The sequence below is a fragment of the Paraburkholderia sp. RCC_158 genome, assembly GCF_041355255.1.
Taxonomy (GTDB): Bacteria; Pseudomonadota; Gammaproteobacteria; order Burkholderiales; family Burkholderiaceae; genus Paraburkholderia; species Paraburkholderia graminis.
Genome location: NZ_JBFUPM010000001.1, coordinates 541761 through 567410, shown reverse-complemented (window position 1 = coordinate 567410; position 25650 = coordinate 541761). Strand labels below are relative to the sequence as shown.

General features: G+C 62.7%; 21 protein-coding genes. 11 read left to right on the top strand and 10 right to left on the bottom strand.

Going from position 1 to position 25650, the window contains the following annotated elements:
- Window positions 1-88 precede the first annotated feature (88 nt).
- Entirely contained in the window at window positions 89-1072 is a 984-nt protein-coding gene (locus AB6809_RS02495; RefSeq protein ID WP_035569664.1) for an AraC family transcriptional regulator, read from the bottom strand.
- A 130-nt stretch (window positions 1073-1202) separates the two neighbouring features.
- Here AB6809_RS02495 and AB6809_RS02490 point away from each other — a divergent pair, with 130 nt between their 5' ends.
- Window positions 1203-1739, top strand: a complete 537-nt coding sequence (locus AB6809_RS02490; RefSeq protein ID WP_006049707.1) for a carboxymuconolactone decarboxylase family protein — start codon at window positions 1203-1205, stop codon at window positions 1737-1739.
- Window positions 1740-1780: 41 nt separating this feature from the next.
- Window positions 1781-3163, top strand: coding sequence for a dihydrolipoyl dehydrogenase (locus AB6809_RS02485; protein WP_029966922.1), 1383 nt, complete (start codon window positions 1781-1783; stop codon window positions 3161-3163).
- A 10-nt stretch (window positions 3164-3173) separates the two neighbouring features.
- On the opposite strand, the gene AB6809_RS02480 is transcribed toward AB6809_RS02485, so the two are convergent.
- From AB6809_RS02480 to AB6809_RS02460, 5 genes are all read right to left on the bottom strand, one after another.
- Window positions 3174-3938: a DUF4410 domain-containing protein gene (locus AB6809_RS02480; RefSeq protein WP_029966921.1), complete on the bottom strand. Its 765-nt coding sequence runs from the start codon at window positions 3936-3938 to the stop codon at window positions 3174-3176.
- Window positions 3939-4111: 173 nt separating this feature from the next.
- A complete protein-coding gene (locus AB6809_RS02475) occupies window positions 4112-5476 on the bottom strand; it encodes an ATP-binding protein (protein WP_051153894.1) in 1365 nt (454 codons plus the stop codon).
- Window positions 5473-6186, bottom strand: a complete 714-nt coding sequence (locus AB6809_RS02470; RefSeq protein WP_029966919.1) for a response regulator — start codon at window positions 6184-6186, stop codon at window positions 5473-5475. Before AB6809_RS02470 ends, AB6809_RS02475 begins: the two co-directional genes overlap by 4 nt.
- Before the next feature lie 26 nt (window positions 6187-6212).
- The gene (locus tag AB6809_RS02465; RefSeq protein WP_029966918.1) at window positions 6213-6503 is read right to left on the bottom strand and encodes a hypothetical protein; all 291 of its coding nucleotides are present in this window, start codon (window positions 6501-6503) and stop codon (window positions 6213-6215) included.
- 67 nt (window positions 6504-6570) lie between these two features.
- Window positions 6571-7608 carry a hypothetical protein gene (locus tag AB6809_RS02460; RefSeq protein ID WP_029966917.1) on the bottom strand — a complete coding sequence of 346 codons (1038 nt, stop codon included), beginning with the start codon at window positions 7606-7608 and terminating at the stop codon, window positions 6571-6573.
- 299 nt (window positions 7609-7907) lie between these two features.
- On the opposite strand from AB6809_RS02460, the gene AB6809_RS02455 reads away from it, so the two are divergent.
- The 7 genes from AB6809_RS02455 (at window position 7908) to AB6809_RS02425 (ending at window position 15636) form a co-directional block, all read left to right on the top strand.
- Window positions 7908-8834: a sterol desaturase family protein gene (locus AB6809_RS02455; protein WP_051153892.1), complete on the top strand. Its 927-nt coding sequence runs from the start codon at window positions 7908-7910 to the stop codon at window positions 8832-8834.
- A gap of 290 nt (window positions 8835-9124) precedes the next feature.
- A complete protein-coding gene (locus AB6809_RS02450) occupies window positions 9125-10159 on the top strand; it encodes a substrate-binding domain-containing protein (protein WP_029966915.1) in 1035 nt (344 codons plus the stop codon).
- Window positions 10160-10192: 33 nt separating this feature from the next.
- Window positions 10193-11677, top strand: a complete 1485-nt coding sequence (locus AB6809_RS02445; RefSeq protein WP_029966913.1) for a sugar ABC transporter ATP-binding protein — start codon at window positions 10193-10195, stop codon at window positions 11675-11677.
- On the top strand, window positions 11674-12609 hold the full coding sequence (locus AB6809_RS02440; RefSeq protein WP_006049697.1) for an ABC transporter permease: 936 nt from the start codon (window positions 11674-11676) through the stop codon (window positions 12607-12609). The genes AB6809_RS02445 and AB6809_RS02440 overlap by 4 nt, the downstream gene beginning before the upstream one ends.
- On the top strand, window positions 12606-13592 hold the full coding sequence (locus AB6809_RS02435; RefSeq protein WP_029966911.1) for an ABC transporter permease: 987 nt from the start codon (window positions 12606-12608) through the stop codon (window positions 13590-13592). The genes AB6809_RS02440 and AB6809_RS02435 overlap by 4 nt, the downstream gene beginning before the upstream one ends.
- A 63-nt stretch (window positions 13593-13655) precedes the next feature.
- On the top strand, window positions 13656-14564 hold the full coding sequence (locus AB6809_RS02430; protein WP_029966909.1) for an SMP-30/gluconolactonase/LRE family protein: 909 nt from the start codon (window positions 13656-13658) through the stop codon (window positions 14562-14564).
- A 73-nt stretch (window positions 14565-14637) separates the two neighbouring features.
- Complete coding sequence (locus AB6809_RS02425; protein WP_216649191.1) at window positions 14638-15636, top strand: ABC transporter substrate-binding protein; 999 nt, start codon at window positions 14638-14640, stop codon at window positions 15634-15636.
- A 26-nt stretch (window positions 15637-15662) separates the two neighbouring features.
- Here AB6809_RS02425 and AB6809_RS02420 read toward each other — a convergent pair whose 3' ends face one another.
- Entirely contained in the window at window positions 15663-16556 is an 894-nt protein-coding gene (locus AB6809_RS02420; RefSeq protein ID WP_053859929.1) for a LysR family transcriptional regulator, read from the bottom strand.
- Window positions 16557-16658: 102 nt separating this feature from the next.
- On the opposite strand from AB6809_RS02420, the gene AB6809_RS02415 reads away from it, so the two are divergent.
- On the top strand, window positions 16659-17648 hold the full coding sequence (locus AB6809_RS02415) for a zinc-dependent alcohol dehydrogenase family protein (RefSeq protein ID WP_029966906.1): 990 nt from the start codon (window positions 16659-16661) through the stop codon (window positions 17646-17648).
- A 49-nt stretch (window positions 17649-17697) separates the two neighbouring features.
- Here AB6809_RS02415 and AB6809_RS02410 read toward each other — a convergent pair whose 3' ends face one another.
- From AB6809_RS02410 to AB6809_RS02400, 3 genes are read right to left on the bottom strand one after another with little or no spacing between them, the layout of a single operon-like run.
- Window positions 17698-19896, bottom strand: a complete 2199-nt coding sequence (locus AB6809_RS02410; RefSeq protein WP_029966905.1) for a TonB-dependent siderophore receptor — start codon at window positions 19894-19896, stop codon at window positions 17698-17700.
- A gap of 58 nt (window positions 19897-19954) precedes the next feature.
- Complete coding sequence (locus AB6809_RS02405) at window positions 19955-22228, bottom strand: sensor histidine kinase (protein ID WP_371026036.1); 2274 nt, start codon at window positions 22226-22228, stop codon at window positions 19955-19957.
- Between the two features lie 7 nt (window positions 22229-22235).
- Window positions 22236-23045, bottom strand: a complete 810-nt coding sequence (locus AB6809_RS02400; protein ID WP_029966903.1) for a response regulator — start codon at window positions 23043-23045, stop codon at window positions 22236-22238.
- Window positions 23046-23489: 444 nt separating this feature from the next.
- On the opposite strand from AB6809_RS02400, the gene AB6809_RS02395 reads away from it, so the two are divergent.
- The gene (locus AB6809_RS02395; RefSeq protein WP_307260157.1) at window positions 23490-25268 is read left to right on the top strand and encodes a YadA family autotransporter adhesin; all 1779 of its coding nucleotides are present in this window, start codon (window positions 23490-23492) and stop codon (window positions 25266-25268) included.
- Window positions 25269-25650: the final 382 nt, after the last annotated feature.

The following is a 25650-nucleotide window of genomic DNA, read 5'->3' as shown; positions in this document are numbered from 1 at the left end:
TTCTGCCGGGGTCGTGCAGGTGCGACAGAATGCAAATACTGCGCCAGGCACTTGCGATATGCGGATTCGCTTGCTTTACAGACCTGCTTTACAGACTTGCTTCTCCGACCTCGTTTCGCGACGAACGCGCACGCCACTTCGCTGGCGTCATGCCGATCTGCCGTTTGAAAACGCGCTGAAATGCGGCTTCCGATTGATACCCCACCGCCTCACCGATCTCGGCGACGGACATACCCGTTTGCGCCAGTTTGCGTCCGGCGATCGCCATGCGGATGTCCGTGAGCACGTCGCTCGCCGAACGGCCAATCGCTTCGTCGAAATGACGGGCGAACGTAGCGCGCGACATGTGACAGAGTTCGGCGAGCGTCGGCAGCGTCCACGGCTTCCCCGGTTCGTCGAACATGGCCGCGAGAGCCGGTTGCAGGCGCTGACGCTGCGCAAGCGCAAGCAGGCCGCGCGGCGCTTCGTCGGTAGTGGACGCGCAACGCAAGGTCAGCGCAAACAAAGCGCCGGAAAGCTGATTCACGACCGTCGCGCTGCCCGGCCGCTGCTCGAACGCTTCCTCACGCATTAATTCGATGACTCGTGCAAGCCGGCTTGCGGCGAACGCAGCGTCGCGCGCCGCTCCGTCGCCCGTGTCCGCGTTCACGCTGCTCACCAGCAAACGGCCCGGCAGATGGTCGCGCATCAGTTGCTGCGGCACGGCCGGCAGCACGAAGCGCCCGCACAGCACATCGGCGCCTTCGCGTACTTTGCCGTTCGTGACGATGGTCAATCCGTCCTTCTGCTGCTCGCGCGCCGGTCGCGGCGGACTGCCGCTGCCGTCGTGCAACGTATGAGCGATGCCCGATGGAAACAGCACGATGTCGCCGGCTTTCATGCGCAGCGCCGGTTCGCCTTTCGTTCCGGCAGCGCTTTCGATGACAGCCTCGCCGCGCAACAGCACGTGATACGGAAACTCCCACTCGTTCGATTGGGGATGGTCGAGGCGCCACGGCGAGCCGAAGTGGCAGCGCACATCGAGCCGTCCGGTCACCGGCATCAGCGAGAGCAATCGGTCGAGCAGTTCCATATGAGACGTTTGAGCATGAAGTTGCGAAAGTATGGCATTAAAGAACTCGCCGCGCACCCCTACACTGACTCCCATGCCATACGACATGGCTAAGCAGTTTCAACCGCCAACCTGAAGGAAGGAGTCAATCATGTCCCGTCTGACCACCATTCGCCCCGAAGAAGCAACTGGCGCAGCCGCCGAAGTGTTCGCGAAGATCAAGAAGGCCGTCGGCAAAGTGCCCAACGCCTACGCGACCATCGGCACGCACAGCCCCGAAGCGCTCAGCGCGGCGCTCGCATTCGACGCAGCCGTGGATGCCGGCACGCTCGGCAAGGCGGACATCGAAGTCATCAAGCTGGCCGTCAGCGAGCACGTGGGTTGTGACTACTGTGTGGCCGCGCATACGTTGAAGGGCAAGCTGGCCGGTCTGTCGAGCGACGACATGAAGCAGGTGCGAGCCGGCGTTGCAACCGGCGACGCGAAGCGCGACGCGCTGGTGACGTTTGTGCAAACGCTGGTCGGTACGCGAGGCACGGTGCCCGAGGCGGCTCTCGATGCAGTGCGCGCGGCCGGCTACACGGACCGCCAGATCATCGAAATCAACCTGGCCATCGCGTCGATTACGTTCACGAATCTCGTGAATCGCGTGAACGATACGACGATCGACTTCCCCGCAGTCAAGTAACCCGCAACTGCGGCACTCAAGTTTCGACAGGAGAGACTGTCATGCGCACCATTCATACAGACGTCGCCGTAATCGGCGCAGGCACGGCCGGGCTGTCGGCTTACCGCAGCGCGAAAGCCGAAGGCCGCAAGGCCGTGATCATCGAAGGCGGTGAATACGGCACGACGTGTGCGCGAGTGGGGTGCATGCCGTCGAAGCTGCTGATCGCGGCGGCGGAAGCCGCGCATGCCGCGAACCACGCCGAGCCGTTTGGCGTTCGTGTCGATGGAGTGCGGATAGACGGCAAGGCGGTCATGCAGCGCGTGCGCAGCGAGCGCGACCGCTTCGTCGGCTTCGTCGTGGACGGCGTCCACGCGTTGCCGGAGGCGGACCGGCTGATCGGCCACGTGCGCTTCATCGACGACCGGCTGTTGCAGGTCGGCAGCGATACGCTCGTGCATGCGGCGAGCGTGGTGATCGCGACGGGTTCGACGCCTGTCATCCCCGAGATTCTTCGTGGCGTCGGCGAGCGCGTCATCGTGAACGACGATGTGTTTGCATGGCAGACGCTGCCGCGCAGCGTGGCCGTGGTGGGCCCGGGCGTGATCGGTCTGGAACTCGGTCAGGCGCTGGCTCGCCTCGGTGTGAAGGTGAGCGTGTTCGGCGCGCGCGGCGGCGTGGGTCCGCTGACGGACCCCGTGATCGTGGCGGAAGCGCGCGCGACGTTTGCCGCAGCGTTCCACTTCGAGCCGCAGGGTACGCTCGAAGCCGCGACGGCGGTCGAAGGCGGCGTGCGGATTCGCTATGCGCGCGCCGACGGAAGCTATGTCGAGGACACCTATGAGTACGTGCTCGCAGCGACCGGCCGACGCCCGAACGTTGCGCAACTCGGCCTCGAAAACACATCGCTCGAACTGGATGCGCACGGCGTGCCGCGCTTCGACCGCGACACGCTGCAAGTGGGCGCCCATCCGGTCTTCATTGCCGGCGACGCGAACGGGATTCTGCCGCTCCTGCACGAAGCCGCCGACGAAGGCCGCGCCGCCGGACGCAATGCCGCGCTTCATCCCGATGTCGTGCCGCTGGTGAGGCGCGCGCCGCTCGCCATCGTTTTCTCCGATCCGCAGATCGCGATGGTCGGGGCACGGCATCGCGATCTCGCGCCGGATAGTTTCGTGGCGGGCGAAGTGAGCTTCGAAGACCAGGGGCGCAGCCGCGTCATGCTGAAGAATCACGGACGGGCGAGGGTGTACATCGATCGCGCGACGCGGCGCTTTGTCGGCGCGGAATGGTTCGGCCCGGCCGCGGAACACATCGGTCATCTGCTCGCGTGGAGCTTGCAAATGAAGGTCACGGTCGACGATATGCTCGGGATGCCTTTCTATCATCCGGTCGTCGAGGAAGGGTTGAGGACGGCGTTGCGGGATGCGGTGGCGCGGTTGTAGGAGACTGCTCTCAGTCGATATGTGTGGCCGACATCCATCCGTTGGCCGTGCTTACCGCCGCTATCTGCTTCGCGATCGAATCGCCGAGCTTTTTCGCGTCGCCGCTCATGCCGCCCTGTTTCGCCTCCGACGCGCCATGCAGCGCCGTGCCTGTCGCTGCTGCGGTTGCAACATGCGCAGCAGCGGCGCCGACGCCAGCGGTTTCCGCGATGCCGGGCATGTGACCGCTATCGGCGTTGGCGGAAAAGCTTTGCAGTTCGATCGGCGTGCCGGCGGCGGGCTTGTACAGGATCTGGATCGACGCGCTCACTTCGCTCTTGCCGGCGCCAAGCCCGATCAGCACGCGACGGCGGCGCTTGCCTTCGTCGATCGTCTGGAAGTTGCCTTCGACGACGAGCGCGTTTTCGTTCATCGGTGCAGGACCGTCCACGCGCACCGCGCGCAGTCCGAGCGTTTGCAGTTCGCGCACGATTTCGTCGGCGACCTGTTCACGAGTATCGCTCGCGGTCTGAAGCTGCTTTTGCTCCGACGATTCGCCCGTCATCGCCGCTCCGAGTTTCTGCGCGATGCCGCCGCTGTCCGATTTCACCTGGTCGGGCGTGGCGCCGAACGAATACACGTAGATGACGTCGGCGCGAACATGCGGGACGGCGCTGGTCTGCGTCGTGGCGGCGATGCCCGAAGCGCAGCCGGTCAGAAGCAGCGCCCCTGCGACGAGTGCGGAGCCAGCTACACGTTTAGCGTTGCCAACGAATGATTTGAGTGAGGTATGCATATCGATCCTGTCGTGGCACCGTGGCGCCGGTAATGTCGGGAGGTGTGCCGCAGCACGTAGACGTGAGTATGGGAGGAAGCGGCTCCGCACACCATTCAGCAATTGTGTCGCGCGATGTCGCCAGGACCGTTCGCCAGGATCGTTCGCGCGGGGCCGGAGTAGGCCCGCGTTGCTTATGAAGAATGCCGGTTCAGCGGCAACGTGACGAGCGCCTCGAGGCCGCCGCCTTCACGCGCACGAAACTGCAGCGAGCCGCCGTGCAGACGCGCGATGCGCTCGACGATCGCAAGCCCGAGACCTGTGCCGCCCGAATGCGTCCGTGCGTTCGTGCCGCGGCTGAACGGCGTCTTGAGTTTTTCCATTTCTGCGGCGTCGATTCCGCTGCCGCGATCGCAGACGGCGACACACGCAGCATCGCCTTCGGTCCATGTGCGCACGGCGAGGCCCGTACGTCCATACGCAATCGCGTTGTGCATCAGATTCATCAAAAGCCGCATGAGGCTCACGGGCCGGTACGCGAACCCGGGGACTTCGCCGAGCGACAGTTCGAACTCGTGCCCGAGCCCCGCAAAATCCGCGGCGAGCTGACCGATGAGCGCGTTGAGATCGCCCTGCCGCGGCGGCTCGCGTTCGCCGCTGCCGGCGTAGTCCATGAACTGCTGGAGAATCGTGTCGATGTGGTCGAGATAGCTTTCCGCCGATGCGACGAACGTGTCGTCGGCGCCGCGCGGAATCGCCATCGCCATCGCGAGACGCAGCTTGGTGAGCGGCGTGCGGATGTCGTGCGATACGCCCGCGAGCATCAGCGCGCGCGTTGCTTCGGCCTGCTGCAATGCCTCGGTCATCTGGTTGAACGCGCCGCTGACCTGGGCGATTTCCGTCGGACCGTCGGTTGGCAGCACGACGGGCGCTTCGCCCGCGCTCACGTGCCGCGCGGCGCGAGCGAGATCTTTGAGCGGCCGGTTGATGTGCAACTGGATCAGATAACCCGTCAGCGCGGCCAGCAACGCGAGGCCCACGGAAAGTATCAGCGTCGTGGTGATGCCGCTCGCCTGCGCGTCTTCTGTCATCGGCAGCGCGATCCAGCTTGGCGCGCCGGCGACGTGCACGCGAATCCACAGGCGCTCGCCGTCGCCGCCGTTGCCAGTTTGCCAGCGCACCGGCATGTCCGGCGGCAGATGGTGCTGCAGCGCGCGAAGGAAGACATCGCGTTGCCATGTGCCGAACAGGCGCGGCAGGCTGCGCTGCGCTTTGACGCCATCGGGTTCGGGCGCCGCTGTCTGCGCACCGAGGCGCGCGGCCGCGGCGCGGCCCTGGTCGGGCGGCATCGCGGCGAGCACGCCGTCGAGCGTCTTGACGTAATCGGCGAAGATGATCGCGGCGCGGTCGATGCGCGGACGCTGCACGAAATGCAGCAGCACCGCGAACGAGCACGCCTGCGTCAGTGCGACGAGCGCTACCAGCAGAACGATATTGCGCGTCAGCAGCGAACGCGGCAGCCATCTGCTGCGCCGCTTTGAACGCGTTGCGATGCTCACGAGTCGATGCCTGCAACGAGCATATAGCCGACACCCCACACGGTCTTGATGAAGCGCGGTTTCGACGGATCGTCTTCGACGATCTGACGCAGCCGCAAAATCTGCACGTCGATGCTGCGATCGAGCGCGTCGTGGTCGCGGCCGCGCGCCCGCGCCAGCAGATTCTCGCGGCTCACCGGCCGGTTCGGCGACGACCCGAGCGCGTGCAGCAGCAACATCTGCGCGGAGTGCACGTCGACCGGCTCGCCACGATGCAGCAGCGTTTGCTTGCCGACGTCGAACTGGTATTCGCCGAAGCGCAGCGTTTGTGAAGTCACGGTCGGTACGCCCGCGGCCATTTTCTGGCGACGCAGCAGAGCGCGGATTCGCGCAACCAGTTCATCGGGGAGAAACGGTTTCGCGAGGTAGTCGTCGGCGCCGGTTTCGAGGCCGACCACGCGGTCGACGGGATCGCCTTTCGCGGTCAGCATGAGGATGGGCAGCGTCTGTCCTTCGGCGCGCAGCCGCCGGCATATCGTCAGCCCGTCTTCCGGTTCCATCATCAGGTCGAGCACGAGCAGGTCGTACGGTTCGCGCTGCAGGTAGCGGTCGAGCTGCTTGCCGTCGGCGACGACGCGCACATGGAACCCGTGCCCGGTCAGAAACCGTTGCAGCATGTTGCGCAACTCGGCTTCGTCGTCCAGCACGATGATCCTGTTCGCCTGATCCATGACGCGTCTCCCAGCCTCGTTGCCTTTCAGCGTGCCATTGCTTTCTGCTGCATGAGCGCCTCGATTTGCGGCAGCGTGACATAACCGGCGTGCTGCGTGTCGATTTCGTCGAAGTGTTTCGCGACCATCGGCATGCCGGCTGTCGCCTGTTCGCGCGTCAGCTTGCCGTCGCCCGTCGTGTTGGCTCGGGCAAAGCGGGCCTGCAATTGCTGCATCGCACGCTCGCCGCGCGGGGCATCCGCGGGTGGCAGTGCGCTTTGAGCCGAAGCCACTGCAGAAACAATACACAAGAGAAGCACTGCGATCATCTTTTTCATCATCTACTCCGTGGTTTCGCCGACGCTTATGGCCGGCAGGGTTGATTCATCGATCTCACGTTTGCTGTTACGCCCAGTGCGCCGGCACCCAGAAGCGCCCGACCCAGTGGCCCGGCACCAGCACCGCGGGATGCGGCGCGGGCGCGACATACACAGGACGCGGCGCGACATACAGCGTGTGGGCCTGCGGCGCGATGAATACGACATGCGGCGGGGGCGGCGCAACGTAGACGACCTTCGGCGGCGGGGGCGCAACGTAGACGACCTTGGGTGCGGGCGGCGCGACGTAGACAGTCTTCGGTGCAGGCGGCGGCACGTAGACGACCGGCGGCGGTGGCACATAAGCGGGCGGAGGCGCGACGACCACAGGCGCAGGCGCGACCACGACCGGCGGCGGCGCCACCACGACCGGCGGAGGCGCCACGACAACCGGTACGCTGCCCACGGCAACCGTCGCGCCGACAGTCGTAACCGTGCCGCCTGTGGTCACCGTGCCGCCGTGCACGACCGTCGTGCCGCTGCCTGTCGTCACCACGCCGGGCGCCACGCGTGTCGCGCTGCCTGAATGGTTGACGGTTCCGCCATCGGAGCCCGTCACCGTCCCCGAACGATTGCAGGTTGAACCGGCGCAGTCCGTCGATGCCGTGTGACTGGTCGTATTGCCGTTCGCGCCGGTAACCGTGCCCGACGACGAATACTGACCCGGCGCGTTGCGTGTCACGCTGCCCGAAGTCGTGGCGCTGTGGCCGTCCGAGCCGTGCAGCGCGCCGGTGTGGTCGCATGTGCCGCCTGCGCAGCTCGTGTCGCCCGAGTGCTGCACCTGACGTCCGTTGGGGCCCGTCGCCGTTCCCGAATTCGAGAACTGGCCGGGTGCGGTGCGGTTGACCGTGCCGGTGTTGGTGGCGATGCCGCCATAAGGATTCTCGACGCCGCCGGCGTGCGTGCAACTGCCGCCTCCACAGGAGCCGTAGTGTGCGCCGTTGTAAGTGCCGTGCGGCGTGTAGGCGGTGCCATGACCCGACCATCCGGCGAAGGCGGGCGTGCTGATGGTGCTGATCGCGATGAGCATCGCAGCGCTGGCTGCGGCGAGGTAACGGAGTTTCATGAGGTGTCCTTCCCGGTTCGGTTAGTCACGCACTGCGGCGTGGCAGCGGAACGAACTATAAGAGGACCTCGCGAAATAATCGCCCGGTAAAAGATGTCGCGGTGTTACACCCCCGCGGCGGGCCGCCGGCAGCCGGGCCGCATGGCCCGATTCGCCGTCGCGGCCGCGATTTCGTGACATCTGGCGACATGGTTTACGCGTGGTCTTCGGCCGGGCAGCCCACTACATTAGCTTCACCCGACGCGATAGCGGCTTTGCCCGCAGACGACGCGTCCCAGCTCAACCGTTATCTGCCCATCATGTCGACTACTGGAAAAATCGCGCTTTTCGTTACCGTGTTCATCATTGGCGTCTCGCTGATCGAGGCATGCGTGCTCACCCGCGCACAGAGAAACAGCGCCTCGCCCTTCGACTGGTATGAAGTATGGATTTCGCTCGCCGATGTGGCCGGCCGCAAGCTGCTCGCGCTGCTGCCGCTTTCGCTCGCGACGCCGATATTCGCCCTTGCCTGGGATCACCGCCTCTTTACGGTCACGCTCAACAGCGCGCTGATGCTGTTCGTGCTCTTTATCGGACAGGAGTTCTGCTACTACTGGTATCACCGCGCGTCGCACCGCATCCGCTTTTTCTGGGCGACGCACGCGGTTCACCACTCGCCGAACCAGTTGACGCTTTCGTCCGCCTATCGCCTCGGCTTGACCGGCAAACTGACCGGCTCCGCAATCTTCTTCACGCCGCTCGTCTGGCTCGGCGTACGCCCCGAAATCGTGCTCGCGACGCTGAGCTTCAATCTGCTCTATCAGTTCTGGCTGCATAACACCTGGACGCCGAAACTCGGCTGGCTCGAATACGTGTTCAATACGCCGTCGGCGCATCGCGTGCACCACGCATCGAACGTCGATTATCTCGATGCAAACTTTGGCGGCGTGCTCGTCATATTCGATCGCCTGTTCGGCACCTATGTCGAAGAACGCGCCGATGAACCGTGCCGCTACGGTCTCACGACACCGACGCGCTCACGCAATCCGCTCGTCGTCGAATTCGAGCACTGGGTGAGTCTTGCACGCGATGTCGCGTCGGCGGGCAGCGTCTGGGCCGCGATTTGCTACGTGATTCTGCCGCCCGGCTGGCGCGCTGACGGCGCCGGCGAAACGACAGAAGCACTGCGTCGGCAGAGTCTGGCCGCAGCGCGTACCGTTCCGGCGAGTACGACACAGGGACGATGAGCAATGGTGTCCGGCGCGCCGATGTGCCGTTTCGCCACGTGGCCATTTATACCGACGGCCAATTCCGTTACCGGTAACGGAAATCGAATTGCACGCGCCGAACGCAGTCGTTATACTGCCTCGGCGATCCGGTGGCCTGGCCACCGTGATTGGCCTGACCGCAGAACGGGTTCGAAGCAGACTGTCCGAAATGTATAGCGGCCGCGCACAAGCGGCCGTGTTCGCAAGAGGCGTGCTGTAGACAAAGTCGAGTCGCGCCTCCGACAAGCAGAATGAAAGGAGACGACAAGATGTTCCGTAAAGGAATGCAGGTCAAGATCGCGACTGCCGTGGTTGCGTGCGTGTTGGGAGGCGTCGCGCAGGCGCAGGTCGCAACCGGCGATACATCGCAGAAAAAGATCGCGCTGTCGAACAGCTTCGCGGGCAACGCGTGGCGGCAGTCGATGCTCAAAAGCTGGAACGCCGTCTCGCAGCAGGCGGTCGCCGACAAGAAAGTCGCCGCCGCGCCGGCCTTCACCACCGCCGAAAACCAGGTGACAGAGCAGGCGCAGCAAATCCAGAATCTCATCTTGCAGGGCTATAACGCGATCGTGATCGACGCCGTGTCGCCCACTGCGCTCAACGGCACGATCAAGAAGGCGTGCGCGGCAGGCGTCGTTGTCGTTTCGTTCGACGGCGTCGTCGACGAGCCTTGCGCGTATCGCGTGAACTTCGATTTCAAGGGCTGGGCCGAGCAGGGCGTCGACTATCTGGCGACGCGGCTCAACGGCAAGGGCAACATTCTCGAAGTGCGCGGCGTCGCCGGAATTTCAGTCGATAACCTCATGCACGAAGGCGTGCTCGAAGGGCTCAGGAAGCATCCGGGCATGAAGCTCGTCGGATCGGTCAACGGCGACTGGACGCAGTCCGTCGCGCAGAAAGCCGTCGCGGGCATTCTTCCGACGCTGCCGCAAGTGGACGGCGTCGCGACCGAGGGCGAGATGTCGTTCGGCATCGCGCAGGCGTTCAAGGCGGCCAACCGGCCCGCGCCTCCGATGATTATCGGCAGCACGTATCCCGAGCTTCAATGGTGGAGCGAACAGGCGAAGGCCGGCTATCAGTCGCGCTCGCTGTCCAATCCGCCGGGCGCGGTGAGCTTTGCATTCTGGGTCGCGCAGCAAGTGCTCGCGGGCAAGAAGATCCCGAAAGAAGTCACGATCAACGTGCCGCTGCTCGCCATCTCGCAACAGGAGTTGCCCGCGAAGCTCGCCGCGATTCCGCCTGGCGGCATCGCCGATGTGACCTATACGTTGCCGCAAACCGTGGCTCTGCTCGACAAGAAGTAAGCGCACGAAGACGCCACCCACGGAGACAGGTGAATGGGCGCAACATCCAGCCAGGAGGACAGCCGCGCGCTGATCCGCTTCGAAGGCATCGGCAAGACGTTCGGGCGGGTCCGCGCTCTCACGGACATCGACTTCGCGTTCCTGCCCGGTGAATGTGTCGGCATTGCCGGCCACAACGGCGCGGGCAAATCGACGCTGATGTCGGTGCTCGCGGGCGTGTACGCGCCGACGCAAGGCCGCATCGAAGTGGACGGCCACGACGCGCCGCATTACGACGCGAATGCCGCCAGAAATGCGGGCGTGCGCTGCGTGTTTCAGGAACTCTCGTTGTGCGCGAATCTGACCGTGGCCGAGAACATGACCGTCGTGCATCCGCATTTGCATGGACGCGGTTGGCGACGCAAGGCCACCGCGCTGATGCGCGAGAAGCTCGACGAAATTTTTCCGGATCACGGCCTGAAGGGCGGCGAACTCGTCTCCGATCTCACGCTCACGCAGCAGCAGATGGTGGAGATCGCGCGCGCTTTCACGGTCACTGATACGCCCGTGCGTCTCGTGATTCTGGATGAGCCGACTTCCTCGCTCGACGCTCATACCGCCGAGCAGTTGCTCGCCTTCGTGCGGCGCGCGGCTGCCGAGCGCGGCATTACGTGTCTGCTCATCACGCACATGCTCGGCGAAATAGAGCGCGTGGCGGACCGCGTGATGGTGATGCGCGACGGCGGCATCGTCGGCGTGCTGCCGCGCGCGCAGTCGAGCCGCGCGTCGATCATTGAGGCGATGGGCCAGCATCTCGAAGCCGACAAGTCGCCGGCCGCGGCGCGCGCGCGTAATGCGCGCAGCGATCAAGCGCATTTTCGCTGGAATGTCGGCGTGAAGAAGCACACGGCAATCGAAGCGTCGCGCGGCGAGATCGTCGGCTTCGCGGGACTCGCGGGACAAGGTCAAACCGAAGCGCTGCTATCCATCTACGATGCCGCGACACGTCACGGCGCGGCGCGCGCGAAGGTCGCATTCGTTGCGGGCGATCGCGGACGCGACGGCGTGTTTCCCGTCTGGTCGATCGCGCAGAATCTCGATCTGCGCTGGCTGCTCGGCGGCGCAAAACGCAAGCGCGGTCTCGTCGATTTCGCCGCGGCGCGCGAACTCGTCGAAGCATGGCGCGCGAAGATCGGCATACGGGGCGCGTCGATGAACGCAGGCATTCTTTCGCTCTCGGGCGGCAATCAGCAGAAGGTTCTGTTCGCGCGCGCGCTTGCCTGCGACGCCGAACTCATTCTGATGGACGATCCCACGCGCGGCGTCGATGTCGGCACCAAGCGCGACATCTATCAACTCGTACACGAAGAAGCCGCGAAGGGCCGCACCTTCATCTGGTACACCACGGAAAACGAAGAACTCTCGCACTGCGATCGCACTTACGTGTTCCGCTCCGCCGCCGTTACGCGCGTGCTTCACGCCGACGAATGCACGGAAGAGGCGCTGCTCGCGGCGAGCTTCGAGGATCAGGCAGCATGACATTCGCTAATACGCAGGCGCGTTTGCGCGCGATGCTTCCCGCCATTTCGCTGGTCGCGGTGCTGGTGCCGATCGCCATCATGCAGCCGACCGTGATGAGCTACTTCGGCTCCAGCCTGCTGCTGAATCTCGCCGTGCCGATCGTGCTGGCGACGCTCGCGCAGCTCGCGATCATCACCGTCAACGATCTGGATCTGTCGATTGGGCCGTTCGTGAGTCTTGTCGCGTGCATCGGTGCAACGCTGCTGGTGAAGCAACCGTGGCTTGGCGCGCTGGCGTTAGCCGGTTGCGTGCTCGCGTATGCGGCCGTCGGCGCGCTGATCGAGTTGCGGCAGATTCCGTCCATCGTCGTAACGCTTGGTCTTTCGTTCGTATGGAGCGGGCTCGCCATCGTGCTGCTGCCGTCGCCTGGCGGCACGAGTCCCGAGTGGCTCGGCACGGCAATGGGCTACCAGACGCCGCTGATCGCCGCGCCGATCGTGTGGTCGGTGCTGATCGCGATCGTCGGACACCTGCTGCTGATGCGCTCGTCGGCGGGCGTGCGGGTTCGCGGCGCGGGCGGCAATCCGCGCGCGATGCGCCGCTTCGGCTGGTCGCTCGTGCGCAGCAAGGCGACGCTCTACGGCGTCGCGGGCGTGTTCGGCGTGCTATCGGGGTTGTCGCTGCTCGGCCTGACGACTTCCGCCGACGCCAATCTCGCGCTGCGCTATACGTTGCTGTCGATTGCGGCGGTGATACTCGGCGGCGGTGAATTCATCGGCGGCCGCGTGTCGGTAGTCGGCGCGGTGCTCGGTGCGATCACGCTGACGCTTGCCGCGTCGTTTCTCGCTTTCCTCAACATCTCGGCGGATTGGCAGGTCGGCATGCAGGGAGCGATTCTGATCGTCGTGTTGTCGTTGCGCGTGCTGCTGCAACGCGGAGAACGCCGGTGAAAACGCAAATTTCCAGCGAGCCGATCGCTTCTCAGGACAGCGTCTGGGCGCGGCTCAAAAGTATTCAGGCGCCGTGGGCCTGGTCGTTCGTCGGCACGGTGCTGGTGTGGTTCGGCATTGTCGGCGTGTTCGGCTTCGGCATCGCAAGCAATGTCGCGCAGACGGCGCTGACCTATGGCGTCTTCATGGTGCTCGTCGGTCTCGGGCAGATGCTCGTCATCACATCGGGCGTCGGCAACATCGACCTGTCGGTGCCGTCGACCATCGCGCTTGCCGGCGTGATCGGCATGCATGTGATGCGCAGCTCGAACGGATACATCGCGTTGGGCGTAGCCGCGGTGCTGGGCGTGGGCGTCGTTGTCGGCGTCGCCAACTACATGCTGATTCGCCTTTTGCGCATCCCGCCGATCATCGCGACGCTGTCGTCGAGCTTCATCATTCAGTCGATTGCGATCACGCAAGGCCGCCAGTTGCCGCCGCCACCGCCCGCGCTCGGCGCTTTCGCGACGGGCCGCGTTTTGCAGATTCCGTATATCGCGCTGCTCGCGCTTGCGTTGTCGATTGCGCTCGCGGTGTTGCTGCATCGCGCCGTGTATGGCCGCAGGCTTTCCGCGATCGGCCAGAACGCGCGGGCCGCGTGGCTCGCGGGAGTCAACGTGCATCGCACGCGGTGCCTCGCTTATGTGCTGTCGTCGATGATCGCGTCGCTCACCGCGTTGCTGCTCGCGGCCATATCCGGCGGCGCGTCGCTCGACATGGGCGTGGAGTACATGCTGATTTCGATTGCCGTGGTCGTGATCGGCGGCACGCTGGTGACGGGCGGCAAGGCGACCATCGTCGGCGTATGGGGCGCGTCCATGTTCCTCTTTCTCACGAACGCGGCGCTCAATGCGGTGGGCGCGGATGCGGGCGTGCGCTCCATCGTGTATGGCGTGTTGATCATTTCAGTGACCGTGGCGGCGGGCGGAAAAGTGCTGCGATAGGCTTTGCAATAAGCGTTGCAATTGAAGCCCGCAGTAATAGCAAATAGAGAAGGGCAAGGAGACATGAAAAGCACCGACTTCGAAGTACATGACCCGCGTTTCAGGCTGCTGCTTCAGCCCAACGCCTTTCTGACGCGTCTCACGAACGAATGCCTGTGGGCCGAAGGTCCGGTCTATTTCCCGGCGACAGACCTGCTTATCTGGAGCGACATACCGAACAACCGCATGATGCGTTGGGCGCCCAGCATGGGCGTAGGCGTTTATCGCGCGCCGTCCAACTACAGCAATGGCAACACGCGTGACCGCGAGGGACGGCTCGTGACCTGCGAGCACGGCACGCGACGCGTGACGCGCACCGAACACGACGGCAGCGTGACCGTGCTGGCGTCGCACTTCGAAGGCAAGCGCCTCAATTCTCCGAACGATGTGGTCGTGGATTCCAAAGGCGACATCTGGTTCACCGATCCCGACTACGGCATTCTGAGCGACTACGAAGGTTATCGCGCCGACAGCGAGATCGGCCGCTGCAACGTCTATCGCATCGGCGCCGGCAGCGCGCAGGTGGAACTGGTCTGCGACGAGTTCGCGAAGCCGAACGGTCTCGCGTTCTCGCCGGACGAGAGCAAACTTTATATCGCCGATTCCGCTGCTTCGCACGACGACAACGCGCCGCGCCATATCCGCGTATTCGACGTGACGAGCGAAGGCGGTCTGCGCAACGGGCGTGTTTTTGCGGAGATGCAAAGTGGCGTTCCAGACGGCATGCGCATCGACGAGCACGGCAACGTCTGGACCAGCGCCGAAGACGGCGTGCATTGCTACGCGCCCAATGGCGCGCTGCTCGGCAAGATCCTGATACCCGAAGTCGTGGCCAATCTGACCTTCGGCGGACTGAACCGCAATCGCCTGTTCATCGCCGCGACGGCTTCCATCTATTCGCTTCATGTGGGCGTGCGCGGCGCGGGCCGCTGAAGCGCCCGAATATTTCAAATACCTCGACAGGAGACAAGACGTGCAGATAAAAAAACTGGCTCTCTCGCTGTGCATGGCCGCGATATGCGTGGCTGCATCCGCGGGCGCATCGGCGCAGGTCGCGACGGGCGATACCTCGTCGATGAAAATTGCGCTGTCGAATAATTACGCGGGCAATAGCTGGCGTCAGCAGATGCTCAAGAGCTGGTCCAACATCGCGGACCCGGCGGTCAAGCAGAAGATCGTCGCGGCCGCGCCGAGTTTCACCACGGCGGAAAGCCAGGCGACCGAACAGGTCCAGCAGATCCAGAACCTGATACTCCAGGGCTTCAAGGCGATTGCGGTCGATTCCGTGTCGCCCACGGCGCTCAACGGCGTCATCAAGCAGGCGTGCGGCGCGGGCGTGACGGTCGTCTCGTTCGACGGCATCGCGACCGAGCCGTGCGCCTATCGCATCGCCGTCGATTTTCAGGGCATGGGCCGCATGCAGGTCGACTATCTGGCGAAGCGTCTGAACGGCAAGGGCAACCTGCTCGAGATTCGCGGGCTCGCGGGTGTCTCCGTCGACGACGAGATTCATCAGGGCATGGTCGACGAACTGAAGAAGTATCCGGGCCTGAAGGTGGTCGGTTCGGTGCATGGCGACTGGACGCAGACGGTCGCCCAAAAGCAGGTTGCGGGTGTGTTGCCGACCTTGCCGAAGATCGACGGCGTGCTCACGCAAGGCGGCGACGGTTTCGGCGCGGCGCAGGCGATCAAGGCGGCCGGACGGCCGACGCCGATCATCATTCTTGGCAACCGCCAGGAAGAACTCGCGTGGTGGGCCGATCAGAAAAAGAGCGGCTACGAAACGATGTCGGTGACCATTCCGCCCGGCGCGTCGTCGTTCGCATTCTGGGTGACGCAGCAGATTCTCGCGGGCAAGAAAGTGCCGCATGACATTCGCATGCCGGTGCTCGAAGTGAAGCCTGACGAACTCGACGCCGTGCTGGCGAAGACGCCGCCTGGCGCGCTCGCGAACAAGGAGTACACGCGCGAGGAAGTGGTGGCGGTCATCGACGGAAAGAAATAGGGCGGCCGCTATTTCCGTCGACCGATCTATCCCTCGCCGAAGCGCGCCACGACGAAGTCGATAAAGCTGCGCAGCTTCGGCGTGGGCCGGCGGTCGGGTGCGAATAGTAGATGGATCGGCAGCGGCGGCGGTTCGTAGTCCGGCAGCACGCGCACGAGGCGCCCGGCAGCGAGATCGTCGCGCAGCATGTCGCACGGTTGCAGGATGATGCCCGCGCCTTCGACCGCGGCATTGCGCAGCGCCTGGCCGTTGTTGATCGAGAAGCGGCTGCTGACCGGCACCACATGCCGGCCGTCGGGCCCGACCAGGTGCCATTCACGTAACGGCCCGCGGCCCCAGTAAGAGAATCCGGGGCACTCATGCTGCGTCAGATCTTCGGGGCGTAGAGGCGTGCCGCGCTCAGCCAGATACGCGGGCGACGCGCAGATCGTCAGTCGATAAGGACCGATCGGCCGCGCAATCAGCCTCGAATCGGCGATCGGCGCGATGCGTACGACGGCGTCATAGCCTTCGTCGATTACGTCGATCAGCCGGTCGCTCAGCGTCAGGTCCACGCTCACTTCGGGATGTTGCCGCATGTATTGCGCGAGCGTCGGTACGAGGCTGTGCGCGCCGAAGCTCACCGGTGCATTGATGCGCAGCTTGCCGCGCGGCGCGGCCTGAAGGTTCGCGGCCAGCGCCTCCGCCGCTTCCATCTCGGCGAGCACGGACTTGCTGCGCTCGTAAAACGCGCGCCCGGCTTCGGTGAGGCTTTGGCGGCGCGTCGTACGATTGATGAGTTGCATGCGATAGCGCTCCTCGAGCAGCCGCACATGCTTGCCGACGGCCTGCGATGTCATGCCGAGCGCCGCGCCGGCCGCGGCGAACGAGCCCGTTTCCGCCGCTTTGACGAAGACCGCCATGCTGGTGAGACGATCCATGATTAGAAACAGTTAGGTTCGATAGTCAGAGCGAACGCGCCATTTATCGTGCGGCCGGCTCAAATTATAGTGAGTTCGTCACTTACTCGTTGGAGAGCGAACATGCCGCGTGTCGTACGTTTTCATGAAAATGGCGGTCCCGAAGTGCTGCGGATCGATAACGTCGAAGTGCCGCCGCCCGCCGCGGACGAGATCCAGTTGCAGATTCGTGCGCTGGGCGTGAACAGAGCGGAGTCCATGTTCCGCTCCGGGTTCTATGTGGAGTCCCCCGTGTTTCCCGCGCGGCTCGGTTATGAGGCGTCCGGCGTCGTCAGCGCCGTCGGTTCGTCCGTGACCAACGTCGCCGTCGGCGACGCGGTCGCCATCATTCCGCCCATGTCGATCACGCGATGGGGCGCGTATGGCGATACCGGCAATTTTCCGGCGGCGCATGCGGTGAAGAATCCACCGTCGCTAGGATTCACCGAGGCCGCCGCGGTGTGGATGCAGTATGTAACGGCGTGGGGCGCACTGGTCGACATCGCGCAACTGCGCCCAGGCGAGGCGGTCATCATCACGGCGTCGTCGAGCAGCGTGGGGCTTGCGGCGATTCAGGTGGCAAAGAGCGTGGGCGCCATTGCGATTGCGACGACCCGCACCGACGCGAAGAAAAACGCGCTGCTGGAAGCGGGCGCCGACCACGTGATCGTCACGCAGCAGGAAGATCTGGTCGCGCGCGTCAACGAGATCACCGGCGGCGCGGGCGCGCGCGTCGCGTTCGATCCGGTGCTCGGGCCGGAGTTCGAGAAAGTGGCCGATGCGCTGTGCGAGCGCGGCATCGTGTTCGCTTATGGCGCGCTGAGTCCAGAACCGACGCCGTTCCCGCTGTTCGCGATCCTCGGCAAGATGCTGACCGTGTATGGCTACCAGTACAAGCTGATCGTGAGCGATCCGGCGCGTCTGGAAAGGGCAAAGCGCTTCGTTCTCGATGGCCTTTCGTCGGGCGTGCTGAAGCCGGTGATCGACAAGGTCTTCCCGCTCGAGCAGATCGTCGACGCTCATCGTTATCTCGAGTCGAACCAGCAGTTCGGGAAGATTGTTGTTACGGTGTGAGGACGTTTGCAGGCATAGCGTTCGGAGCCTGCAATCGTTCACATCGCCATCACCAGTTGTATTTCGCACTGGCCAGCACGGTCCGCTCGTTGCCGAACACGCACACTGCATACGACTGGCAACCGCTCACATAGCGGCGGTCGAATACGTTCGCCACATTCAAAGCGAGCCGCCAGTCGCGAGTGTCGTAGTGCAATGCGGCGTCGTAAAGCGTATAGCTTGCAATCGTCAGCGAGTTGTCCGGTGCGCCCGCCAGCGCGCTTTGATAGCGGACTCCGGCGCCGATGCCGAAACCCGCGAGCGCGCCCGTATGCCATGTCCAGTCCGTCCATAGCGACGCCATTTGCCGTGGACGTGGAATGTCCACGGGCCACTTGTTTAACGACGCATCGTTGGCCTTGATGTTCTTCACGTCCTGATAGACATACGACGCAATCATCGACAGTTCCCGCGTTATCTGTCCGACGGCGTTCAACTCGATGCCACGCGAACGGACCTCGCCGGTCTGCACGAACGAAGTCCCGGTCGGATCGAGATTGATCGGCGCCGGCGTGACGACATTGCTTTGATTGATCTGATAGACGGCTGCGCTTAACGTCACGTTTTTGCCTGCGGGTCGCCAGCGCAGACCCGCCTCGATCTGCCGGCCGCGCGTCGGCTTGGGCAAGCCATCGCCGTTCATCCTCACGCCAATGACCGGATTAAACGATGTCGAATAACTTGCGTAGGGCGACAGTCCATAGTCGCCCTCGTAGGTGAGACCGACCCGACCCGAGAAGGCGCTGACATTCTGTTTGATCTGCGAGTTGTTGTCGCGGTCGTCCTGGCGCATATCGACCCAGTCTTCGCGGCCGCCGAGCGTCAGGGTCCATCGGCGGGCCTTGATCTGATCCTGCGCATAGGTGGCCAATGTACTCGCCGTTGTGTGCGCATCGGTGTGGCCGAGCGACGTCGGACCCGAAAAGATCGCGGTCGTGACCGGCGTATAGGCCGGCTTGTAGAGATTGAGATAGGGTGCGAGTGCGAGCCACACGCTTTCGGTCGTCGTCTGCCTGTTGTACTGGAAGCCGAGTAGCAGCGTGTGCTCAAGCGGTCCTGTCGCGAAGCGCGCTTGCGCATTGTTGTCGACGTCCAGGCGGCTGTAGTTCATCTGGAACAAGCCTGCATAACGCGTCATGGTGGTCGTGCTGTGAGGCGCGAGACCGTTGCCAAAAACAGATCCATCGTCACCCGACAAGTGCATCCAGCGCACGTTCTGGCGCAACGTCCAGATCGGATCGAGCTCGTGCGAGAACTGATAGCCGAGCGATTCCTGCTTCTTCTGATAGTGGTTGAATGCCGGATCGCCCATATAAATGTCCTGAGACAACGGGCCGTTCGGGTTCGGCAGTACCGTGCCTTGCGCGGGCAGGAAGTTATATGAAATATCGCCGCGATCTTGCAGGTAGGTTGCAGTGACTGTGAGCGATGTCTTCGAGTCTGGCCGCCAGCGAAACGATGGTGCAAGCGCGACGCGCTGGTCCGCGTTCGGGCCGGTCAGCGCATTGCCGTCGCGTGCAACGCCGAGAAAGCGATACGCGTATTTGCCGTCGGCGTCGAGCGTATCGCCGACGTCGATCATCGTCTGCTTGCGTGCATAGTTGCCGATCTGCACGCCGATTTCGCGGATGCGCTCGCCGTCAGCCTGCCGCGTCTGTGCATCGACGATAGCGCCGGGGTCGCCGGCTCCATATACCACCGACGTCGGCCCGCGCAGCACGGTGAGGCTCTCGATCATATAAGGATCGACACGCCAGTTCGCGAGTGTTGCGGTATTAGGCGTTTGCAACCCATCGACGAATAGCGTCGGCGTAAAGCCGCGCAATGCCGCATACCAGTCGGTGCGGCCGTCCGATCCGAACGATGAAAAACCAGGTACGTAGCGCAGCGCCTGATTGATGTCGGTCGCGCCGGTCATCTCCATCTGCTGCGCGGTGACGATGTTGACGGTTTGAGGAATCTCGTTGATTGGCGTATCGGTTTTTGTGCCCGTCGTTGTGCGCTTGCCGACGAGTCCGACCGACGATTCCTCTCGCACATCCTTCACGGTGATCGCCGGCAACGCGTTGAGAGGCATGGCGTCCGTCACGTTCGCGTCGTCGACGGGTTGCGTCGGCTGTGCGTGCGCGTGGCCGACAGTCGTTGCGAGAACGAAACCCTTCACCGCGACCATGATCGTGCGTCGTCCGGTGCGCATAGCCCACATCATTCGGTACTGCTCCTGTTTTATTGTTGGCGGCCTGCGGGGCCTGGCCATTTGCGCACTTTCACGAGATGTTCTCTGGTTCATACGGCGCGAGTGCAAGCGCTTCGGCGCCCGGAAAGTCCAATGCCTCGACGCAATGGCGAACTTCGGTCAGAAACGCGGTACACGAGGGATGAATCGCGAGCATGGTTTCAATCCATTGCTCGATATCGGTGAGGCGCCCGTCTTTTGCAAGTACTGCCAGATCCCGGCGATCGCTGCGCGGGGGAATAGCCGAGGCAAGCCACCGCTTAGGTTGCGGACGAGCAGGCGCTGAGCCGATGGAGGTGTACGGTACGACGCTCAACTGCGAAGCATCGAGATCTTTTGCAAAAGGAACAATGAGCTCGAATGAAAACGAAGTGCCTTGCTGCAGCGCGCTCGAAACGCGCAACTCACCGCCCATTGTGTTGACAATACGCTGGGCGATGAAAAGGCCGAGTCCGGTACTGCCGTTCACCGACTGTATCTGTCTAAAGGCGGTAAACAGTTTCGACTGTTCTTCGATGGCGATGCCAATGCCCGTATCCGCGACTTCAAAGCCCATGTGCCAATGCTGTTCATGGCGGCGCGCCCGCACTGTCATCATGGCGGTGCCGTCGCGTGTGAACTTCGACGCATTGGACAATAGATTCAGCAGTACCTGCTGTAATCGGCGACCGTCTATCGTCAATTGACGCGGTAGCGATGTCAACGCCTGATAGTGGAACTGGTTATTCAGTTGCGCACAGAGTGCGACCGCGTATTCGGCGATGTCGTCGAGAAGTGCGGGCAGGTCGGTCGCGGTCGGTGCGATATCCAGCGGTTGCAACTCTGCCTTCGTGTATCCAATTAGCTCGTCGATCAAGGCCAGTTGATAGTTCACACTGCGCTCGATAGCCTGTATCAGCGTGGCTTGCTTCGAATCGGCTCTATTCAGCAGAAGGCTGGCGTAACTGGAAATGGTCGCCAATGGCGCGCGGAGATCGTGACTGACATAGCCGAGCGTTTCGATCTTTTGCCGGTTCTTCTCTTCGGCGTAACGCAGTGCTTCATTTAATTCCAGTGTGCGTCGCGCGACTTGCTCGCGCAGGCGGTCGTGTTCGGTTCTCTGCCAGTCCGCGAGTTCGGTTCTCGCCGCCCTTCGTTGTTTGCCGACGTGATTGACCCATGCCGCAAGCACGATTAGATGCGTCGCTAATCCAATGATCGCGACCGCCGGGTTCGGATGAATATCCGACTTTAACCATGCAAGAGCCGGCGGCAACGATCCCAATGTTTCGAGTACGCGCAACGCAGAGTTGAGCAGCGAGAAGATGACAGTGAGCAGCATGATCCGCGCGGTCGGAGTCGATTGACGGGCGAGACTTGCAGCCATCCCCACTGTGACGAAACCGAATACTGCGTTGACGTACAGGCCGACTTGCGCGAAGACGAACAGATTGCCGAATGCGGCGCCCGCCGCCCCAATGCATTCGAGCGACGCGAATACATACAGCACGTAGCGCCAGGGCAGACGCGCCTTCTCGTCGCGTGCAATGCGCAAGATGAATGCGATGAACAGCAGCACCGCAGTGCATCCGAATACCGTGACGCTTCTCGAACTCCACTCGATCGCCTGCGGCCATAGATAGACTCTCGTGTACCCGCGCTCCGCAGCTTCGAATAGCGCTGTCATCAAGCAGAGAGCCGCCAACACGAGAAACGGGCCGCTGCGCGAAAAATAGGCGATAAGCAGCGCACACCATGCGAGTGCGAGAGTTCCGCCGATCAATCCGCCATTCCAGAGCGCGGCGCGCTTTTCCAATGCATCGAATGCCGCCGACGAATACAGCGCCGGTTCGAGCGTAAGCGCGGTATCGCTTGCTACGCGGATGAAAACCGGCAAGCGTTCGCCGGGCGCGAGCGAGAACTCCATCAGCGGATAGCGTGATGAAACAGGCTGGGACGCCACATGGGTACGGCTGGTATAGAAGTCGACATGCTCTAGACGCGCGTCAAGAAGCGCGAGAACTAGTGCGAGGTTTGTTGCGGCATGATTGCTCAACTCGACGCGCAGCCACCAGGCCGAGTGCGTGAAACCCGGCTTTAATCTCTTCTGCTGTGCAGTGGCGAAGCTGAGTGGACTTTCTGCGTAAAGGGCATTGATATCGGTGAGCGTCATCGTGCCCGAGACATCTTCAAAGACCTGTATCTGGCCAAGAGCGGGCAGTGGCGACTCGTTAGCGCTGGTAGTGTTGGACGTTGAAGCGAATAAATGAGTGCTCCAGCAGATAAAACACAAGAACGCGATGCGCTGCCAGATGGCTCCCGGCATGATGGAATTAATCCGCATCGACGGCAGGCTCGTTCTGGCTAGCCTCTGCGTTGCCGCGGCGCTCGTCGCGATACGTCGATGGAGTCACATGGAATCGCTCGCGAAATGCCGTGGCGAAATTGGCTGCACTGGAAAAACCAATTTCCTCGGCGATGCTCGCGATACTCAACGGCGTACTGCTCAATAGCGTTTGCGCAATCCGCAAGCGTTCTTCGCGAAGGTACTCGAATACCGTTTGCCCAAGGTTCTCCCGAAACGCGCGCGACAGTCGCTTTTCATTTGTTCCCACGAGGCGCGCGAGCTGCTCGACCGTTGGCGGATCGTTCAATCTTTGGGACAAGTGCTGAATGGCGGCGCGAACGAGTACGCCATTGCCCGTCGTGTCTGCTGCGGACACATCCTGTTCATCACGCTGAGTACTTTTTGCACGGACGAGGTGCACGCGAATGCGTGCAAGCACTTCCGCCGCATCGAATGGCTTGAGTACATAGTCGACGCCACCAATCTCCAGGCCATTGATACGTTCGTTGAGATCGCTCGCCGCAGTAAGAAAGATGACGGGAATCCCACACGTGCGGGGGTCCGCGGCGAGAAGCCGGCAAGCAGCGAATCCGTCCATGCGCGGCATCCGCACATCCATCAGGATCAGATCGGGCGAAATGGCGAGTGCCCGCTGATAGGCCTGCGATCCGTCAAATCCAACGCTGATCCGGCATCCGGCATTGCGCAGAAGATCAATTAACAATCGCAACTGGTCGGGCTGATCGTCGACAACGAGAAGATGAGCGCCTGCCAGGGCGGTGTTGAGAAGCGGCATCGTGTAAGCGGACACACCTTGCGGGTGACGTTCTCGGAGGTTTATCGGCGACGGGATACGCCGGTCGGCGTTGATGGCTCTCCATCAATAGGCCGAGCGAGCGGCGAAGAATATCAGATACATGTTTCAGTTCAAATTAAGTTGCGTTGGAGGCTTCGTTGCCGGCGACGCCCATTCGCTTCGGCAACAAATCGCACGACCTGGCGACAGTCGACAAGATGCCTGGCGGATAAAGAAAGAATTTTCTCTCCAGCAAAGCAATTCGCCGCTCGGGCAAACAGATGCGCCGATAGCGCTACCCATAATTCCGCGAGTCCTTACACGGTGTTTCTAGTGCTTACTCGCGCAACTGTCGGTGAGAAACGGCTTTGATTCCTGCGATATGCGGCGCGGAGAGCAAGAGAAACCCTTTCGTCTACTAGAGAAGTCAGAACGGGAAACGCAATGAACAAGAGCCGATATGAAGTGGCGGGTACTCCGCTGAAGTCTAAGCTGTCACTCGCAGTACTCACGGCGCTAATGCTGCTGCCGGCGACGCAGGCCTATGCAGATAACCTCGCTGTCGGCGGTGAAAACGCTGGTCAGACTGCAACCGTCGGTGGGGCCACGGCGCCTGTCGCGAGCACGGGCGGCGTATTTCCCGCAGTCGCCGGTGCGGACGGTACGAGCCAGAATACGGCTGTCGGCATCAATGTGTCGGCACAAGGCGGTGCGGCAACGGCCTTGGGCGATACGGTCACGGCGAACGGCTTCAACGCAACCGCTGTGGGCGCGAACTCTGTGGCAAGCGGCATAGATGCTGTCGCATTCGGCGCTTCTGCCAACGCTATCGGTAACGGCAATGCTGCAATTGGTGCTCAGGCAACGGCCAGTGGAACAAACAACATCGCGTTAGGTACTGGGAGCGTTGCGACTGGCGCTGGTGCGATCGCACAAGGTCTTGCCGCAGTCGCTAATGGCGGAGCGGGCAGTGTTGCAATCGCAATCGGCTCCAATGCTGTGGCGACCTCGACGACGCCGGCGTCGCCGATCGCAATTGGCCCTGCCGCATCTGCAACGAACGGAGAGGCTGTCGCGATTGGTAACGGCGCAGCAGCGGTTGGAAATGGTTCCTTCGCAGGCGGCAACGGCGCCAACGCGTCCGTCGCCGGTGGCGTAGCGATTGGTCTTCGCGCGAACGCCGCATCGGCCAACGCGGTTGCGCTGGGCACGCTCACGCAAGCGACGGGCAACAATTCCATCGCCATCGGTAACGCAGCCGTCGCTTCGACCAACGAATCGACGGCGCTCGGTTCCGGTGCTGTCACGCGCGCGGCTACGAACGTGAGCAGCGTCACGCTGAACGGAGTCACGTTCGGTGGCTTCGCGGGCGCGACGCCGACGGGTGTCGTGAGTATCGGCGCGGTCGGTCAGGAACATCAGTTGCAAAACGTCGCGGCCGGCCAGATCAGCGCAACCAGCACCGACGCCGTCAACGGCTCGCAGCTTTTCTCGATCGCATCGCAGGTTTCCGCGCTGTCGACTAACCTGACGTCGCTCACGACCACGGTCAACACCATCTCGACTACCGGTTCGAATGGCACCGCTATCGACAGTTCCGCCACCGCAGTAGGCAGGAACTCGCTGGTATCGGCAGAGAACGGAACGGCGGTGGGCAACGGTTCGACTGTCTCGGGTCAGGACGGCACGGCAATCGGCACTAACTCGACTGTCACGGCGGCGCGTGCCACCGCCATCGGCACGAACTCGAAAGTCACGGGCACCGACTCCACTGCAATCGGCGCCAACAGCCAGGCTACCGCTAACAATTCGGTTGCCTTGGGTGCAAATTCAGTTGCAACCCGGGACAACACGGTTTCGGTCGGTGCGCCGGGTGCTGAACGTCAGATCACCAACGTTGCAGACGGTACGGCTCCGACCGACGCTGTGAATGTGCGTCAATTGAATGGCGCCATCAACAGCGTTCGCGATGACATGCAGAGGTATCGTCGCGACGCAAACGCGGGCTCGGCATCGGCAATCGCGATGGCGAACTTGCCGCAAGCCGTATTGCCTGGCGAGAAAGTCGTCTCGCTCGCAGCCGGCAATTACAGCGGCCAGTCGGCGATGGCACTCGGCGTGTCGGTCGCGACGCAAAAGTGGATGGTCAAAGGTTCGGTGAGTACCGGCGTTTCGGGCCACGGCGCAGTAGGTGCAGGCGCGGGCGTCGGCTATCGCTGGTAATCACATGCTCTCATGAGCCTGTTCTGAAACCACTGCGATGCCCGGCAATACGCGGGCATCGCAGTGCGTTATGGCGACCGCAAAGCGATGTCGGAATTTGCACAGAATCCGAGCAAAAAAGTATTGGCCGGCCGGATCGATTTAACGAGAAATACATAAAAAATGCGTATGGGCACGAAACGATTTTGTAAGGAATATTCGCTCAGTCGTTTGAATGACATTCCAGAGGAACACGGCGTCGCCGCTACCGCTCATTCCCCGCTGATGGCCGTATCACGGCATGCTGCTCAGTTTCCGGGCAACTGCCAGGCAACCTCGCGCTCAGCCTTAATAGGGGCGGCTTCTTTCAATTGTTAAATCTTGCAATACCTAAAAATAGTTA